Raw genomic sequence first — 15,881 nt, forward strand, 5'->3', positions numbered from 1 at the left:
GCGCTCACGCGCGCCGGAGACGGCGGCGCCAGGCCGAGCACCCCATGCCCCCCACCAGGAGACCCAGGCCCGGCGCGCTCATGCAGCCACGGGCCTCGTCCGGCGGGGGCGGCTCGCACGGCGTGAAACACCGGCACGCCTCGGCGCCCTCTGGCTCCAGCCGCGCGCACAGCCCGTCCGAGCCGCACTGGGCATCTCCCGTACAACTCGCGCCATAATCACCCGATTGCAGCGCATGCAGGAGACAACGGCCCGGCTCGCCCTCGGCTGGGGAGACGCATGCCAGCCCCGAGGGACATTCCGCGTCCCGCGTGCATGGCGCGGTGCACAGGAGCCCAGGCGGGAGTTCCACCTGGGCGGGCGCCGGGGGCTCGGCGAGGAAGGGCTGGAGGAAGGACTCGCGCAGCGCGGCCACGCGGACCTGGACGGCGTCCTCCTGGCAGGCGAAGTCGCCGCTCACGGTGATGCCCACGAGCACCTCGTGGCCCTCCGCGTCTCGCGCCAGCACGGGACCTCCGCTGTCTCCCACACAGCTCATCGCCGGAGCGGGGCCCGCGTGGAAGGACTCGGGTCCCACGTCCGTCACCCTCAAACCGCCCTGGCGCCGCCCGCCCGAGGGCAGCGCCGCGTCCTTCGTGGACCCGAAGCCCACCACGCGCACGTCCCGGCCTGGCGCCAGTCCGTCCCCTCCGGACCCGGGCAGCCGCAGCGCGGGGACATCCACCGGCGAGGCCAGGCGCAACAGGGCCACGTCCTGGGCATGTGTCGAGGGCTCGTAGTCTGGATGCCGCACGGCCCTCGCCACCCGGACGAACCGGCCTCCCGCGCCCGAGTCCACCGGCAACCGCTCCCCGAGGAAGACCTCGTAGGCCCCCTCCGGGCCGAAGACCTCCAGACAGTGCGCCGCCGTCAGCACCACGTCCGGGGCAATCAACGCCCCCGAGCACAGCGGCGTCAGCGACTCACCCGCGCAGCGCACGCGCCGGGCGACCAGCGCCACCACGGCCTCATCCTCCGGTGCCTCCAAGCCGCCCACCACCGCGTCCGCGTGGAGGCCCCTCGGCAGGAGGCCATCCGGTGCCTGGGATGAGGGCGTACAGGCGCACAGCAAGCCCACCAGCAACCCCCGGATCCTCACTCCTCCCGCGCCTCCTCCGCCAGCACCGTCGTCTCCGCCCGCAGGGAGCCCAGCCTCGCCCGATGACGCGAGAGCTGGACCGCCAACCGCCTCGCCTCCGCCCCATCACCGCGCGCCTGGGCACGCTCGCGCTCGCGCTCCAGACGCTCCACGTCCCGGTCCAACAACTCCGTGATCCGCACCAGCTTGCCGTGTCGCCACGCCGCCGTCTGGGGCTGCTCCGGCTCGATGGGCTCGTTCACTTGCGGCGGAGACTCCCCGTCCTCGGGCTCCGGCCACGGCGCGTCGAGCGCCGCCGTGGCATCCGGGAGGCGAAGCTCGGGGGGAGGCGCGGACTCGAGGGGCACGGCGCGCACCGTTCCGGGCTCCCAGGAGGAAGCGGCGGGGGGCGGCGGGGAGAGCTCGCTCCGGGGACGGGCTCGCTCCTCCGACGGAAGGATCTCCGGCGAGGTCGCCAGGGCGAGCACCAGCCACGCGGTTCCCAGCAGGCAACCCACGAGCGGAAAGGCGATACGGGAGCGGGGGTTCATCACACGGTCCTTGCCCTACCAACGCAACTTCCAGCCATCGGGGTGCCGCTCCACACGCAGGAGCATCGGCTGCTCGCGCACCTGTCCGTCCCTCGCCACGCGGGTGCGCACCAGCACCGCGTCCGGCTCCCGCCCATCCACCTTCACCTCCAGCACCTCCACCAGGGACATGCCATGCGCGTTCAGATCCTCCACCGTCGCGCGGCAGGAGTCAGGGACGGCCAGCAGCGGGCCCACCACGGCGCAGTCCCGCGAGGGCAGGGCCGTGAAGAAGCGCTCCACCACGTCCCGGGCCGCCTCGAGCTTCCCCGCGTCCGAGGGAGCACAGGCCAGCAAGGCCACCACGCCCCATCCCTTCCAGTGCCCGCGCGCCATCAGTAGCAGTCGGGCGCGTACAGCTCGTCGTCGCTCGCGGCGGTGAACTGATCATTGCAGTAGCCACTCGTCAGCGCGTGGCCATTGCGCACACAGCCGTCGTGGTTGGTGGCATCCAGCGTGTACTGGGTATCCCCACCGCAGCCTCCGCCGCAACGGCCGAAGCAATTGCCCATCACCTTCGGCCGGCTCAGGTGGTCGGGCTCTCCACACACCCACTTGCCACCACTCATGTACAGCTCGTCTCCATCACACGTGGCGTGATCGCCAAGCTGGGCGATCTGCTGATTGATGGCCGCGTCGAAGCTCCCGTGCTGACAGTCGTGCTTCACGTACGAGTACCAGTTGTAGGTGGTGCCGCAGCTGCCCGTGTTCTTGCCATTGCACTTCGCGTAGCTGCACAACATCGTGTAGCCCCGGCCCTGCTCGCCCATCACCGTGCGCTGCAACTCGAGCGTCCCCGGATGCTCGGCCCACAGGCCCACCGCGCGACGCAGGTACTTGAGCTCGGGCGAGAGCGCGCTGCCCGAGGGCAGCTCGGCGTTGAGCGCCGCGTACAGGCCCGACAACAGCTCGCGATCCCCGTCCAGCATCTGCGTGTCCGCGCCGTTGTCCTCCGCGAAGCCATCCAACGACGACACGCCCTGCTCGGCGTCCACCAGGCCCGTGAGCGTCATGCCATTCTGCCGAACCTCGAGCCGGTAGACGCCAGGCTCCACCCGCCGCGAGGAGAAACGCACCTCGGCCTCCCCCTGGGCGAAGCGCCCCGAGGCCCCGTCGGCCTCCCGCGTCAGCTCCAGGCCGCTCGCCAGCGTCCCCGAGGCGGCCGGCGCACCGCCTTGCCCGCCACAGCCTCCCAACACCACCGCCGCGATCGCACCCAGGTAGTTCCGCATCCGCTCGAGACCCCTCGCACCGGTTTTCCGAAGAATCAGAAAACGAGAAGAAGCCCGATCTAGTGGAAGTGTTGAATTCCGACAAGTCGATCCGCGTTACGCCTCGCGCGGGGGCTGACGGAACCACAGCGGCGCGTCCGGACCCGCGGCTCGCGCGAGCCCGAGGGCCCCCTCCGGCAGGGACTCCTGGGAGCCGATGACGAGCAGTCCTCCGGGCACGAGCCGTTCCATCAGGCCCGCCAACACCCGCTGCTGCACGGGCGGGGCGAAGTAGGTGAAGGCCACGTTGCGGCAGAGCACCAGATGGAAGGGGCCCTCGGGCATCTGCTCGCGCAGGTCCTCGCACCGGAAGTCCAGGCCCTCGCGGTACTCGGGACGCAGACACACCTCGTCGGCTTCGGAGGTGAAGGCCTCGCCCACCCACTCGGAGGGCAGTTCGCGCAGCGTGGCCCGCGAGTAGCAACCCCGGCGGGCCCGCTCGAGGAGCGCGGCGTCCGCGTCCGTGGCCACCAGTTCCAGATGGAAGTCCGGGAAGCGCGGCGCGAGGCCCCGCCGGAAGAGGACGGACACGGAGTAGGGCTCCTCGCCCGAGGCACATCCCGCGCTCCACACCCGGAGACGGGTCTCGCCCCGAGCCCGCGCGGACGCCAACACCTGGGGCAACAGCGGCTCACGGAGCGCGTCGAAGACGGCCTGGTCCCGGTAGAAGCGAGACACGGTGACGCGGCACAGGGCATCCAACAGGGCCCGCTCGGTGGCGTCCTCTTCCAGCAGGGCGAGGTAGGCGGACAGGCCCGGCACCCCGAGCGCCTTCATCCGCCGGCCGACGCGTTTGCACACCTGGCCGCGCACACGGCGGAAGCCCACCAGGCGCAACCCCAGCCGAGGCGCGGCCCACCGCAGCAACTCCTGGCACTCGGCATCCGTCATGGGGCTCAGTCTATTCGAGGAAGCGCCGCTCCCAGCGCCGCAACTCATCGGGAGGAAAGTCATGCTGGAGCTGGTGCCCTTCGTAGAGCCAGGGCTCCAGCACCCGCGCCAGTTCCCGGTACGCGGGCAAGAGCAGGCCCTTCTCGTAGTCTCCCGCCTCCGGCCACTCCCCGAGCGTCACCACCGCCCGCCCTCCCTCCAGCGCCTCCACCGTGGTGCCAGGGGATTGCAGCCGAGCGCGCAGTGCCTCCACTCCCCCCAGCTCGCTCAGCACCTGGGGCCCCACGAACGTGAGCCATGAGGGGCCCCGGATGCGCGTGCCGATGTTGCGCGAGTAGTCCCTCACGCTGGGGATGTCCAAGCCGGGGTAGCGCATACACCGCTCGTAGACTTCCTTCGTCACTCCCGAGATATGCGTAGGAGCCAACAGCGCCAGACCCACGTTGCCCGAACACCACGGCAGGGGTTCCGCCAAACGCAGCGCCAACTCACGTACCCGAGCGGGCCCCTGCTCCTCCAGGTACTCCGTGGACAAACAGAAGGACAGCACGCATGCCTCCTGGTCCGAACCTCGCCACTCCGGATCGTCAATCCGTCTGTTGCCGAGGTATTCGACCGCGAACCAGTCCGGATTGTGGTCCGCGTCAGCCAGGAGAACGCGCGGCCATTGCCTTTCGAGCAGATTCCGACGGGTGAGTGCCCAAGCCTCCTCATCGAGTTCCCACCAGTCGCCTTCGTCGTCCAGGTAAAAGCCCAGACGTCCTGGCTTCACCGCCTCCACGTAGATGTCCAGCGAGCGCATCACCGCTTGGGCCATCTGCGTGTGGAGTCGACGCATGTAGAAGTCCAGCCTCAACCCCTCATGGATCCACACTCCACTGAATTCCATCTGGAAGCGAATGTGCGGGTAACGTTCATTCACCATGACCACTCCGAACGAGGGCCGATCAGGTCGACCCTGGGTCCAAAGGCTTCCTGATATACGTCGCCTTGATTTCGACCCGCGTAGGTATGTCCCGAGGGGTATGTCCGCCAATCGGGACTCTTGGTGAAGTTCACGCACCGGAACTTGAAGTCGAAGACGGCCTCGACCCGGAGCGGGTCTCCCGCATGGAGGACCACGTCCGGCTCCAGCGTCCCCTTCAACCCCTCTCCCCCCTGGCGTAGCAGCGCCGCCTTCTCCTCCTCTCCCACCAGCGACTTCTCCCCCGTCTTCCGATTGAACCGGTAGCGCGGCTCCAGCAGATAGCCTCCAGCTCGTAGTCGCTCCAGCTTCTCCCCGGCACACCTCAGCGCCACCTCGTGCATCTCCACCCCCAATCGGATGGCCCAGGTGACGCTCCGGCCCCTCCCGTCCACCGTCATCTCCTTGCACTCCTTCGCCGTCGGCATCGGTCCGGCGAACGCTCCCGCGTGCCCCACCAGCACCTCCGTGCGCGCCTGGTCCGCGCAGGCCTCCATCTCCTTCTTGAGGGCCTGTAGCCCCGCCACGTCCAGACTCTGGAGCGTCGCCCTCGCCGTTCCCGCCACCACCCCCACCGCTACCGGCACCCGCTGTCCTTCCAGCGTCGCGCACAGCGCCGGATTGCGTGCACAACCTCCTCTCACCGTGTCGAAACCGTACCGGCTCGGCACTCCTCCGCCCGGCACTCCCGCGCACGCTCCCAACCCCACGCTCCACATCAACCACCCGTACACCCTCATGAGCCACCAGCGCCTGGTGACGCCACCGTCCACTCCGCGCCGCCCCCTCATTCGAGGAAGCGCCGCTCCCAGCGCCGCAACTCGTCGGGAGGAAAGTCATGCTGGAGCTGGTGCCCTTCGTAGAGCCAGGGCTCCAGCACCCGCGCCAGTTCCCGGTACGCGGGCAAGAGCAGGCCCTTCTCGTAGTCTCCCGCCTCCGGCCACTCCCCGAGCGTCACCACCGCCCGCCCTCCCTCCAGCGCCTCCACCGTGGTGCCAGGGGATTGCAGCCGAGCGCGCAGTGCCTCCACTCCCCCCAGCTCGCTCAGCACCTGGGGCCCCACGAACGTGAGCCATGAGGGGCCCCGGATGCGCGTGCCGATGTTGCGCGAGTAGTCCCTCACGCTGGGGATGTCCAAGCCGGGGTAGCGCATACACCGCTCGTAGACTTCCTTCGTCGCCTCCGACAGAATCGTGGCGCCCTGTAAGGCCAGACCCACGTTACCCGAGCACCATGGCAGGGGCTCCGCCAGACGCAGCGCCAGTTCACGTACCCGGGCGGGCCCCTGCTCCTCCAGGTACTCCGTGGACAACCAGAAGGACAGCACGCATGCCTCCTGGTCCGAGCCTCGCCACTCCGGATCGTCAATCCGCCTGCTGCCGAGGTATTCAACCGCGAACCAGTCCGGATTGTGGTCCGCGTCAGCCAGGAGAACACGCGGCCATTGCCTTTCGAGCAGATTCCGTCGGGTGAGTGCCCAGGCCTCCTCATCGAGTTCCCACCAGTCTCCCTCGTCGTCCGCGTAAAGACCCAGACGTCCTGGCCTCACCGCCTCCACGTAGATATCCAACGAGCGCATCACGGCCTGGGCCATCTGCGTGTGGAGTCGACGCATGTAGAAATCCAGCCGCAACCCCTCATGGATCCAAGTACCACTGCGCTCCAATTGGAAGCGGATGTGTGGATAGCGTTCATTCACCATACGAACTCCGAGCGGGGGCCAATCAGGTGGACAATGTCCCCAAATGCCTCCTTATAAATGTCTCCCTGTGACTCACCTGCATACCGATGGCCTGCGGGGTATGTCCGCCAATCAGGTCTCTGGGTGAAGTTCACACCCCGGAGCGGGTCTCCCGCGTGGAGGACCACGTCCGGCTCCAGCGTCCCCTTCAACCCCTCTCCCTCCTGGCGCAGCAGGGCCGACCGGATTGCGTGCACAACCGCCTCGCACCGTGTCGAAACCGTACCGGCTCGGCACTCCTCCGCCCGGCACTCCCGCGCACGCTCCCAACCCCACGCTCCACATCAACCACCACCCCGCCCGTCTCCCGGAGCGAACACCCGGACGACGAGGATCCCGGGGATCCACGGTTGGATGGAGGCCAGCGCGGGAGTCGTGCGAAGAGTCCATGGTCGGCTCACGAGGAGAAGGGTGTTTGAATCCCCGTGGAGCATCCTTGCCATGACTCGACCCCCCACCCCAAACGCTGGGGGCCCACGGAGCCCGAGATGACCCGTCCCTTGAATCCCCTGCTCGCCCTGTCCCTCACCTGCCTGACGCTGGGGGCCGTGGGCTGCGGCGAAAGTGAAGCCGCGAGTCCCGCCAAACCCGAGGCCGCCAACAGCCCCCTGGCCACCGAGATGGTCGCCGCGCACAACGAGGCCCGCGCCAACGCGAAGCCCACACCCGAGCCCGCTCTGCCCGCGCTCACCTGGTCGCTCGAGGCCGCCAAGGTGGCCCAGACGTACGCGGCCGAGTGCAAGTTCGACCACAACAAGAACCGGGGCCCGTACGGGGAGAACCTCGCGGCGGCGGCGCCTCCAGGCTCGAAGACGGATGCCCAGGTGGTGCGCGACTGGGTGGACGAGTCCGCCGACTACTCGTACGACAAGAACCGGTGCGCGACCGGCAAGGTGTGCGGCCACTACACGCAGGTGGTGTGGCGCAACACGACCCAGGTGGGGTGCGCCACCGTCGTCTGCACGAAGAACTCGCCCTTCGGCGCGCAGTTCCCCAAGTGGCAGCTCTGGGTGTGCAACTACTCGCCCCCGGGCAACTACGTGGGCCAGAAGCCCTACTGAGGGAAAAACGACGGGCCACCGGTTCCCCCCAGGGAGGAGCACCGATGGCCCGTGGCGTGTCCCGCGTGAGCGGTCCGGACTACTTCTTGGCGGGCTGGCCCTGGGGAGCGGCCTGGCCCGGCGCCGCGCCACCCGGAGCCGGCATTTCCGGCATCGCGGGAGGCGGCTCGGCCTTCTGGATCTCCAGCAGCTCCACCTCGAAGATGAGCGCCGAGCCGCCCGGGATGCCCGGGGTGCCGCGGTCGCCGTAGGCCAGGTCGGACGGGCACACGAGCTTCGCCTTGCCGCCCACCTTCATCTTCTGCACGCCCTCGGTCCAGCACTTGATGACGCCGTTGAGCGGGAACTGGGCCGGCTCGTTGCGCTTGTAGGAGCTGTCGAACTCCTTGCCGTCCGTCAGCGTGCCCCGGTAGTTCACCTTCACGACATCGCTCGGGGAGGGGCTCTCACCCGAGCCCTCGGTGAGGCTCTTGTAGATGAGGCCGGACTCGGTGCGAGTCGCGCCCTCCTCCTTCGCCGCCTCCTCCAGGAACTTCTTGGACTTCTCCTTCTCCTTCTCGGCCCGGGCCGTGGAGCGGGTGCGCGCCAGCTCCTGGAGCTTCGGCCCGTAGGCCTGCATGTCCACCGCCGACTCCTTGCCGGTCAGCTGCGCCGTCAGGCCGGCCTTCACGAACTCGATCTCCTCGGGCGACATGTCGAACACCTGGATCTGTCGGCCCAGCGTGGCGCCCAGGGTGTAGAACGTCTTCTGCTCGTCCGTCTGGGGCGTCGGTCCCGCGCCCCCGGCACTACCGCTGGAGCCCTGCTGCTGACAGCCCGTCGCGGCAAGCAGCACCGCCACCATCAGAAATTTCCGCATGTGTCCTGCCTTTCTCACCAAGGCGGCAAGCACCGCCCGTCCGGGCGCCCTTATACAGAAAAAAGCCACCTCGGCGGGGGTGCATGCCACGCTTATATTTTCCCGGGATGGCCGGAAGCGCCCGGAATGGGAACCTTGTCCACTCCGGCCGGCCCCCAACCCCGTCGGGTGCCGGGAATTCCAAGCCCCCTTCCGCGCGGACGACGCGGAAAAGCGTGGAGCCACAACGGACGGCCCCCCCCGTCCGACAAGCGCGGCGTCATGCCGTGTTGGTTGCGGAACGCTCGCGCGGGCGGGGAGTGACAACTCTTCTCGATGAGTCAGATTCCGTCTGCTACGGGGCGGAACGGACTGGATGGAGGCGCCGTGCAAGCAAGGGAGGTTCCGCACACCAGTGTCCTGCTGGTGGACGACCAGCCAGCCGACCTGGAGACGCTCAAGCGGCATCTCCAACCCTTCTCCCTGCGACTGGTGATGTGCAACTCGGGAGAGGAAGCACTCGCCCGCTGGGAAGAGGAAGACTTCGCGCTCGTGCTCATGGACGTGCGGTTGCCGGGGCTCGATGGCATCGAAACGGCCCGGCGGCTGCGTGCCCAGGACGCGCCAAGGTCCGTGCCCCTCATCTTCCTCACGGGGGCCGAGCGCGAGGAGGAATCCATCGCGGATGGCTACGACACGGGAGGGGTGGACTGGCTGCGCAAGCCCGTGGACCCCCGGGTGCTGCGCGCCAAGGTGGGTGTCTTCGTGGACCTGCACCGCGAGCGGGAAGCACTGCGTCAACAGCAGCTCGCCCTGCGCGAGCGGGCCCGGGAGATACTGGAGGCCAAGCGCGAGCGCTCCGAGGCCCGGCGGCAACGGGCCGAGGCCGAGCGCGAGCGGCTGGTGGTGGAGCTGCGCGAGGCGGTGCGCCTGCGCGACGAGTTCCTCTCCGTGGCGAGCCACGAGCTGCGCACGCCCCTGACGCCCCTCGCCCTGCGGCTGCACGTCATGCGGCAGGAGCTCAAGAAGGACGCGCTGGACGTGGAGCGGATGCTCGGGCACCTGGACGCGGCCAATGCCCAGGTGAAGCGGCTCACCGGGCTGGTGGACAGCCTGCTGGATGCCACGCGCCTCGCCCATGGACAGCTCATGCTGCGGCGCGAGCGGGACGTCGACCTGGTGGCCATCGTGCGCGATGTGGTCTCGGCCTTCGAGACCCAGGCGGCGAGCGCCCACTGCACGCTGGAGCTGGAGCTGCCCGCGCGCGTGCTCGGCCAGTGGGACGTGCTGAGGCTCCAGCAGATCATCACCCACCTGGTGTCCAACGCCCTCAAGTTCGGGGCCGGAGGCACGGTGCGCCTGCGGCTGGAGGAGCACGACGGGTGGGCGCGGCTGAGCGTGCGCGACGAGGGCATCGGCATGGACGAGTCCGTGCGCGCGCGCATCTTCGGCCGTTTCGAGCGGGGTGTGTCCGAGCGGCACTATGGAGGGCTGGGCCTCGGCCTGTTCATCACGCGGCAGGTGGTGGAGGCGAAGGGCGGACGCATCCACGTGGACAGCGCTCCGGGGCAAGGCTCCGTCTTCACCGTCGAACTCCCCTGCGTGGCGGGAGGAGAGGCGGGGGAAGGCGGCTCACATGAGGCATGAGCCCGCGGAGGCGCTCGGGCACCTGCGCGTGCTCATCGTCGACGACAGTCCCGCGGACCGCCTGATGGCGGTGCGCGTGCTCAAGCGCGCCTTTCCAGGCATCCACCTCGAGGAGGTGAGCGAGGAGGCCGAATGGCACCGGGCCCTCACCCTGGAGCGCTTCGACGCCGTGCTCGTGGATTTCATGCTGCCGTGGACCACGGGCCTGGAATTGCTGCACGACGCCCAGCGCACCTGGCCGGGCATCCCCGTCCTCATGCTCACCGGCACGGCCAAGGAGTGGCAGGCGCTCGAGGCGGTCCAGGAGGGGCTCGAGGAGTACCTGCCCAAGACTCCCGAGTCCTACGCCATGCTGCCGCGCTCGCTGCGCTTCGCCCTGGAGCGCACCCGCCAGCGCCAGGCGCTCAAGGAGTCCAACGAGACGCTGAGCCTGGTCATCGAGGGCGTCTACGGCCACGCCATCTTCCTCCTGGACGCCCAGCGGCGCATCGCCACCTGGAACGCGGGGGCCGAGGCCATCACCGGCTATTGCGAGCCCGAGGTGCTGGGCAGGCCCTTCCGCGAGCTGCTCATCCCCGAGGAGCTGCGGGGCGCGCCGGCCGCCCTGGAGATGGAGCGGGCCGAGCAGCGAGGAATGTACACGGGCGAGGGGTGGCGACTGCGCCGCGACGGCAGCCGCTTCTGGGCGGACATCACCGTGAGCGCCCTGCACAAGGAGGGAGGAGCGCTGCGAGGCTTCGCCATGGTGTTGCGCGACGCCACGGAGCGCCGCCGCCTGGAGGAGGAGCAACAACGGGCCAACGAGTTCCGCGAGCGCCTGCTGGGCATCGTCAGCCACGACCTGCGCAGCCCCTTGCAGGCCATCCTCCTGCAGTCGCAACTGCTCGCGCGCCAGGTGACCCATGACAAGGTGAAGACATCCACCGCCCGCATCAACCAGGGCGCCGAGCGCATGATGCGGATGATCGGGGATCTGCTCGACTTCACCCGGGGCCGGCTGGGCGGAGGCATCCCGGTGGATCGCCGACCCGGAGATCTCTTCGCCCTCGCCGCCGAGGTCACCGAGGAGCTGCAACTCACGTCGCCCCACAACCCACTGCGGCTGAACACCGTGGGGGACGGGCTGGGTGATTGGGATCGGGATCGCCTGTCCCAGGTGGTGCAGAACCTGGTGACCAATGCCTTGAAGCACGGCGCCACGGGCCAACCCGTGCAGGTGATGTTGGAGGGCGAGCAGGACGGCGTGGTGATGCGCATCCGCAACCAGGGCCAGCCCATTCCCCCGGAGTTCGTGCCCCTGCTGTTCGATCCCTTCCGGCGCGCGGGCAGGCAGGACAAGCCGAGTGATCCCCTGTCCGGACTGGGGCTGGGGCTCTACATCGCCCAGGAGATCGTGCACGCCCATGGGGGCAGCATCTCGGTGCAATCGGACGCGGAGGAGGGCACGCTCTTCACCGTCCGGATGCCGCGCCACGCGCCCTCCGCGAGCGCCCGTCCGCGGGACAACCCTCGCGCGGAGACCCAACAGGAGCGGACCCCGGCGAAGGAGGAACACACATGACGCAAGGCACGAGCGTGGGCGTGGCCCAGGTAGAGGTGGAAGTGACGGTGGAAGCCTCGCCGGAGCGGGTATGGCGGGCACTGGTGGAGCAGACCGGCCAGTGGTGGCCCCGCTCCTTCTACGTGGGCCCCTCTCCCAAGGGCTTCGTGTTCGAGGCGCGGCCGGGCGGCCGGGTGTACGAGGACTGGGGGCAGGACGCCGGAGCGCTCTGGTACACGGTGCTCGTGGTGGACCCGCCCTCGATGCTGGAGATGGCCGGACACCTGACGCCGGCCTTTGGCGGCCCCGCGACGACCACGGTGCGCGTGTCGCTGACGTCCAAGGGCCAGGCCACGGTGGTGAAGGTGGAGGACGCGGTGTTCGGCCGGCTGGACGAGAACACCGTGCCGCGGCTGCGCGAGGGCTGGCGCACGTTGATGGGCCCCGAGGGCCTGAAGGGCTGGGTGGAGCAAGGCAGGGCGCCCTAGGGCCCGGCCGTCCGCCCGCCCACCGGCGAACGCCGCACGGGGATGGCCAGGGACTCCGGGTGTGGCCACCCTTGCGAGAAGGCGCCATCACGGGGGTGGACGCACGGGCCTGGGAGGGGCGATTGGACAGGGCGACGAGGACGGGCGCGCTGGGAGCACTCCTGGGAGTGCTGGGAGCCGGAGCCGCGGGGGCCCAACCCCCTCCGGAGACGCCTCGCTGGGGCGCCACGCTGGAGGCGAACACGGACCTTCCCCTGTCGGTGGGAGGAAGGCTGGGCATCGAGTCGCCCTGGCACCGGCTGAGCCTGTCGACCTCGCTCGGCTACCAACCCTCGGCGTACGTCCGGGCCATCAACAGCGCCTCCGTCTTCCTGGGCGCCTATGACCGGAACGAGGCGGACCTCCTCGAGGACACGCTCCGGGGCTCGTTCGTCTGGCGCACGCACCTGGGCTGGCGCCCGGTCGCGAACGCGGGCCTCTACGTGGAGGCGGGCTACGGCCGGGTGGCGTTCGGCGGAAACACGAGCCCGGAAGACGTCCTGTCGGCCCTGACGGGCGTGGAAGCGCCTTCGGACGAGGGTGTGCTCGAGCGGGACTACCGGGTCCGCACGGTGTTGCACCTGCTGGACGTGGAGGTGGGCTGGCGCTGGCGGCTGGGCGCCCACTGGACGGCGCGCACCGCGCTGGGAGCGGCCGTGGCGCTGGACGCCCAAAGCCGGGTGGAGCCTCGCTTCACACCAGAGGACGCCGAGTCCGTCGCCACGTTCTCACGCCGGGCCGAGGACGTGATGAACAGGACCTTCGAGCGGCATGTGCGGCTGCCCGTGCTGTCCTTCTCCGTGGGCTACGCCTTCTGACGAGGGGAGTGGATTAGGCTCGCGCGCCCATGAGCCTGCTGCGACGCGCCACCCGAGACGACACGCCCCAGTTGTTCGACCTGTTCGGCGCGGTGCCCATGCAGGGGGAGCTGGTGCTGTCCACGCGGCGCGAGCCGGACTTCTTCCGCCTCTATGACATGCAGCGCGGCACGGCGGAGTCGTGGGTGCACGAGGTGGAGGACGGCCTGGACGGCATGGGCACGATCTTCGTGCGGGACGGCTGGCTCGATGGCCAGGCGTGCCGGGTGGGCTACCTGGGAGACCTGCGCACACGCTTCTCCGCGAGGCGCAGCCGGGGCCTGGCGCGCTTCTATGGGCCCGTGCTGGAGGAGACCGCCGAGCGGCTGGGAGTGGAGGGCTTCCTCACCGCGGTCATGGCGAGCAACGCCTCGGCGCTGAGCGCGTTGGTGAAGCGCAAGCCGGGCCGGGTGGCGCAGCCGCGCTACACGCTCCTGCGCCGCTTCGGAGCGGTGTCCGTGCACTTCACCCAGCGCCTCACGCCTCGCCCCGGCCGCTATCAGGTGCGCCGCGCCACGCCCGAGGACCTTCCCACCATGGCCGCGATGCTGGACGCGGACCACCGCGCGCGAGCCTTTGGCTACCGGTATGACACAGGCGAGTTGGAGCACCGTCTGGCGAACTGGCCGGGGCTGAACGTGGAGGGTTGCTACCTGGCCTTCGATCCGGAAGGCGCGCTGGTGGGGTGCACCTCGGTGTGGGATCCCCAGGCGGTCAAACGCTACCAGGTGCTGGCGTACCGGGGCTCGATGCGGTGGATGAAATGGGGTTACGACGCGATGGCCACGGTGCTGCGCGCGCCGCGATTGCCCCCTCCCGGCGGCAACTTCAACTATTTCTATCTGTGCAACACCAGCATCCAGGGAGACGACCCAGACATCCTGCGAGCGCTCGTGGAGCGGGTGTACGCGGATCACCACGGCCGGGGTTATCACTTCTTCTCGCTGTACATGGATGAGGGAGACCCGCTCCAGGCCGCGCTGAAAGGCTTCTTCCAGCGGCGGTTGGATTTCCTCCTGTACGCGGTGACTCCCGCGAGCCGGCCCCGGGACCACTTCCCCGAGGGACGCACGGGCTTCGAGATGGCCCTGGCGTGAGTATTCGATATGCCGTGGGTAACCCGTCGATGAGTAGACACCTCGCGATTCCCTTGGAGCCACCATGAAGCCCAAGCTGCTGATCCCCGTCTGCTTTCTGCTTTCCGCCTGTTCCTTGCTCCAGTGGTACAGGCGCCCCGAACATGCGCCTCCCGAGGAAGCGGCCCGGTTCCAGTTTCCACTCGAGCTGCCAGCTGAATCCCGCCTGAAGATTCCGGGCATCACCGCGACGGCCATCCAACTCGCCATGGACGACTTCCGTCCGCCGGGAGCCAAACCCCACTCTGGAGCCACGGCCGAAGAACAATGCCTCTACCGGCGCGAGTCCTACAACGTCTTCGCGGCGCCCGCCTCCGACGGAGTCATGCTCGTCCGTTTCGTCCTCGCTCCAGAAGCGTGTGACTCGAAGGACCCCGTCCTCGACATGGGCGCCACCTACGCGATCGATGTCCAGCAATGGCGGATCCTCGCCATTCAACCGTGAACTCCCACCGGCATATGCTCCGGGGATGTCCAGACGCCATGTCCTCCGGGGGGCCGCCCTGCTGGTCGCCCTCCTCATGGGCCCCGGGTGTGCCACGAGCCGCCTCTCGCGCCCCCTGACCGATGCCGAGCGCGACACCTACGAGGCCCGTCTGGACCGGGCTCAGCCCTTCCTGGGCAACGCCCAGGGGAACCAGGAGTTGGAATCACTCGCCCGGGAGTTGGAGACGCGCCTCGAGCACCAGCCCCAGGACGCCCGCCTCCATGCCCTGCTCGCGCGCACGGCCCTCGCCCTCAAGCGCGAGGAACAGGCCCGCGCGGAATCCCAGCGGGCGCTCGAACTCGCCCCGGACTCCGCCGAGTCCCACTACCTGCGCGCCTTCTTCCTCGGAGGCCGGGAGCAGGCCCCCACCGCCCTCGCCGAGGCCCGGCGCGCCACCGAGCTCGATCCCGGCCGCGGCCGCTACTGGCGGCTCCTGGGCACGCTCCACCTGCAACTCCACCAGCCCACCGAGGCACGCACCGCCTTCGAGCGGGCCCTCGCCCTGGAGCCGGACAACGCCCAGACCCTCTTCCTGTCCGGGATGCTGGCCGAGGACGAGGGCAAGGACGACGAGGCCCTGGCCTCCTTCGAGCGGGCACGCACCGTCGCGCCGGACTTCGCCCTCGCGCACACCCACGCCGGACGACATCTCCAAGACCAAGGCCAGTTCGAGGCCGCGCTCGCGTGCTTCCAGAAAGCGGCGGACCTGGTCCCCCAGGACTGGAGGGCCCGTGAACGACTCGTGCAGTTGAATCAGGCACTCGGGCATACCGCCCAACGTGACGCCGAGCGAGCGGCCCTGCTCAAGCTGCGCCAGGAAGGCCGGGTGGATCAGGACTTCTTCATCCGCGAGCAATGGCGGGAAGCCGGGCAGACCCTCGTGGTGGTGGAGAATTTCGAGCTGACGGGGGACTGGGCGCGGCGCTACGAATTCCAGGTGTTCGCCCCAGGCCTGGAGCGGCCCGAGCGCGTCATCTCGCTCGGCTCCTATGCCTTCACCAATGCGTTCGCCCGCGAGAAGAACCCCTCGGCGCCGCGCCTGTTCCACCTCGATGCCTACGGCGCGGATGACTCCCACGAGACGTATGGTCTTTTCGAGGGCGAGCCCTCCTATGACGACACCCGGGCGCGCGTGCTCGCCATCCTCCACGGCGAGCTCGCCCCCACGTCCAGCACGAAGCGAGACGCACGATGAACTGGGTGTCCTACCAGGG

At 69.3% G+C, this 15,881-nt stretch carries 17 protein-coding genes; 8 read left to right on the top strand and 9 right to left on the bottom strand.

Translation table 11 applies throughout. From position 1 onward, the window contains the following. Nucleotides 1-4 precede the first annotated feature (4 nt). The 8 genes from MEBOL_RS14225 to MEBOL_RS14260 form a co-directional block, all read right to left on the bottom strand. Complete coding sequence (locus MEBOL_RS14225; protein ID WP_245919750.1) at nt 5-1,138, bottom strand: S1 family peptidase; 1,134 nt, start codon at nt 1,136-1,138, stop codon at nt 5-7. Continuing rightward, a complete protein-coding gene (locus MEBOL_RS14230; protein WP_095977936.1) occupies nt 1,135-1,668 on the bottom strand; it encodes a hypothetical protein in 534 nt (177 codons plus the stop codon). Before MEBOL_RS14230 ends, MEBOL_RS14225 begins: the two co-directional genes overlap by 4 nt. Nucleotides 1,669-1,683: 15 nt before the next feature. Next, a complete protein-coding gene (locus tag MEBOL_RS14235) occupies nt 1,684-2,013 on the bottom strand; it encodes a hypothetical protein (protein ID WP_245919751.1) in 330 nt (109 codons plus the stop codon). Between the two features lie 29 nt (nt 2,014-2,042). Further along, nucleotides 2,043-2,939, bottom strand: a complete 897-nt coding sequence (locus MEBOL_RS14240) for a hypothetical protein (protein ID WP_095977938.1) — start codon at nt 2,937-2,939, stop codon at nt 2,043-2,045. A 96-nt stretch (nt 2,940-3,035) separates the two neighbouring features. Further along, nucleotides 3,036-3,869, bottom strand: coding sequence for a CheR family methyltransferase (locus tag MEBOL_RS14245; protein ID WP_095977939.1), 834 nt, complete (start codon nt 3,867-3,869; stop codon nt 3,036-3,038). Between the two features lie 10 nt (nt 3,870-3,879). After that, on the bottom strand, nt 3,880-4,707 hold the full coding sequence (locus MEBOL_RS14250) for a DUF3396 domain-containing protein (RefSeq protein WP_245919753.1): 828 nt from the start codon (nt 4,705-4,707) through the stop codon (nt 3,880-3,882). Between the two features lie 80 nt (nt 4,708-4,787). Then, nucleotides 4,788-5,573: a hypothetical protein gene (locus MEBOL_RS14255; protein ID WP_157774955.1), complete on the bottom strand. Its 786-nt coding sequence runs from the start codon at nt 5,571-5,573 to the stop codon at nt 4,788-4,790. Nucleotides 5,574-5,620: 47 nt separating this feature from the next. Then, nucleotides 5,621-6,448 carry a DUF3396 domain-containing protein gene (locus MEBOL_RS14260; protein ID WP_245919755.1) on the bottom strand — a complete coding sequence of 276 codons (828 nt, stop codon included), beginning with the start codon at nt 6,446-6,448 and terminating at the stop codon, nt 5,621-5,623. 614 nt (nt 6,449-7,062) lie between these two features. On the opposite strand from MEBOL_RS14260, the gene MEBOL_RS14270 reads away from it, so the two are divergent. Next, nucleotides 7,063-7,635, top strand: a complete 573-nt coding sequence (locus MEBOL_RS14270) for a CAP domain-containing protein (RefSeq protein WP_095977942.1) — start codon at nt 7,063-7,065, stop codon at nt 7,633-7,635. Nucleotides 7,636-7,714: 79 nt separating this feature from the next. Here MEBOL_RS14270 and MEBOL_RS14275 read toward each other — a convergent pair whose 3' ends face one another. Then, a complete protein-coding gene (locus MEBOL_RS14275) occupies nt 7,715-8,494 on the bottom strand; it encodes an FKBP-type peptidyl-prolyl cis-trans isomerase (protein ID WP_095977943.1) in 780 nt (259 codons plus the stop codon). Between the two features lie 366 nt (nt 8,495-8,860). On the opposite strand from MEBOL_RS14275, the gene MEBOL_RS14280 reads away from it, so the two are divergent. The 7 genes from MEBOL_RS14280 to MEBOL_RS43625 all read left to right on the top strand — a co-directional run bounded on the left by MEBOL_RS14280 (nt 8,861) and on the right by MEBOL_RS43625 (nt 15,862). After that, nucleotides 8,861-10,120 carry a hybrid sensor histidine kinase/response regulator gene (locus MEBOL_RS14280; RefSeq protein ID WP_095977944.1) on the top strand — a complete coding sequence of 420 codons (1,260 nt, stop codon included), beginning with the start codon at nt 8,861-8,863 and terminating at the stop codon, nt 10,118-10,120. Then, a complete protein-coding gene (locus tag MEBOL_RS14285) occupies nt 10,110-11,681 on the top strand; it encodes a sensor histidine kinase (RefSeq protein ID WP_095977945.1) in 1,572 nt (523 codons plus the stop codon). Before MEBOL_RS14280 ends, MEBOL_RS14285 begins: the two co-directional genes overlap by 11 nt. After that, nucleotides 11,678-12,148 (top strand): SRPBCC family protein, encoded by a 471-nt coding sequence (locus tag MEBOL_RS14290; protein ID WP_095977946.1) that lies wholly within the window; start codon nt 11,678-11,680, stop codon nt 12,146-12,148. The genes MEBOL_RS14285 and MEBOL_RS14290 overlap by 4 nt, the downstream gene beginning before the upstream one ends. A gap of 71 nt (nt 12,149-12,219) precedes the next feature. Next, nucleotides 12,220-13,005, top strand: coding sequence for a hypothetical protein (locus MEBOL_RS14295; RefSeq protein ID WP_218920904.1), 786 nt, complete (start codon nt 12,220-12,222; stop codon nt 13,003-13,005). A 29-nt stretch (nt 13,006-13,034) separates the two neighbouring features. Continuing rightward, nucleotides 13,035-14,141 (top strand): hypothetical protein, encoded by a 1,107-nt coding sequence (locus tag MEBOL_RS14300; protein WP_095977948.1) that lies wholly within the window; start codon nt 13,035-13,037, stop codon nt 14,139-14,141. Between the two features lie 64 nt (nt 14,142-14,205). Next, nucleotides 14,206-14,625: a hypothetical protein gene (locus tag MEBOL_RS14305; RefSeq protein ID WP_095977949.1), complete on the top strand. Its 420-nt coding sequence runs from the start codon at nt 14,206-14,208 to the stop codon at nt 14,623-14,625. Nucleotides 14,626-14,650: 25 nt separating this feature from the next. Beyond that, on the top strand, nt 14,651-15,862 hold the full coding sequence (locus tag MEBOL_RS43625; RefSeq protein WP_170115508.1) for a tetratricopeptide repeat protein: 1,212 nt from the start codon (nt 14,651-14,653) through the stop codon (nt 15,860-15,862). Nucleotides 15,863-15,881 lie beyond the last annotated feature (19 nt).

The organism is Melittangium boletus DSM 14713 (assembly GCF_002305855.1).
Taxonomy (GTDB): Bacteria; Myxococcota; Myxococcia; order Myxococcales; family Myxococcaceae; genus Cystobacter; species Cystobacter boletus.

Excerpts from the sequence above, each read along its gene's own strand:
- MEBOL_RS14230 (WP_095977936.1), bottom strand. The coding sequence starts at position 1,668 with ATGAACCCCCGCTCCCGTATCGCCTTTCCGCTCGTGGGTTGCCTGCTG.
- MEBOL_RS14240 (WP_095977938.1), bottom strand. The coding sequence starts at position 2,939 with ATGCGGAACTACCTGGGTGCGATCGCGGCGGTGGTGTTGGGAGGCTGT.
- MEBOL_RS14245 (WP_095977939.1), bottom strand. The coding sequence starts at position 3,869 with ATGACGGATGCCGAGTGCCAGGAGTTGCTGCGGTGGGCCGCGCCTCGG.
- MEBOL_RS14250 (WP_245919753.1), bottom strand. The coding sequence starts at position 4,707 with ATGCGTCGACTCCACACGCAGATGGCCCAAGCGGTGATGCGCTCGCTG.
- MEBOL_RS14255 (WP_157774955.1), bottom strand. The coding sequence starts at position 5,573 with ATGAGGGTGTACGGGTGGTTGATGTGGAGCGTGGGGTTGGGAGCGTGC.
- MEBOL_RS14260 (WP_245919755.1), bottom strand. The coding sequence starts at position 6,448 with ATGCGTCGACTCCACACGCAGATGGCCCAGGCCGTGATGCGCTCGTTG.
- MEBOL_RS14270 (WP_095977942.1), top strand. The coding sequence starts at position 7,063 with ATGACCCGTCCCTTGAATCCCCTGCTCGCCCTGTCCCTCACCTGCCTG.
- MEBOL_RS14275 (WP_095977943.1), bottom strand. The coding sequence starts at position 8,494 with ATGCGGAAATTTCTGATGGTGGCGGTGCTGCTTGCCGCGACGGGCTGT.
- MEBOL_RS14285 (WP_095977945.1), top strand. The coding sequence starts at position 10,110 with ATGAGGCATGAGCCCGCGGAGGCGCTCGGGCACCTGCGCGTGCTCATC.
- MEBOL_RS14290 (WP_095977946.1), top strand. The coding sequence starts at position 11,678 with ATGACGCAAGGCACGAGCGTGGGCGTGGCCCAGGTAGAGGTGGAAGTG.
- MEBOL_RS14300 (WP_095977948.1), top strand. The coding sequence starts at position 13,035 with ATGAGCCTGCTGCGACGCGCCACCCGAGACGACACGCCCCAGTTGTTC.
- MEBOL_RS14305 (WP_095977949.1), top strand. The coding sequence starts at position 14,206 with ATGAAGCCCAAGCTGCTGATCCCCGTCTGCTTTCTGCTTTCCGCCTGT.
- MEBOL_RS43625 (WP_170115508.1), top strand. The coding sequence starts at position 14,651 with ATGTCCAGACGCCATGTCCTCCGGGGGGCCGCCCTGCTGGTCGCCCTC.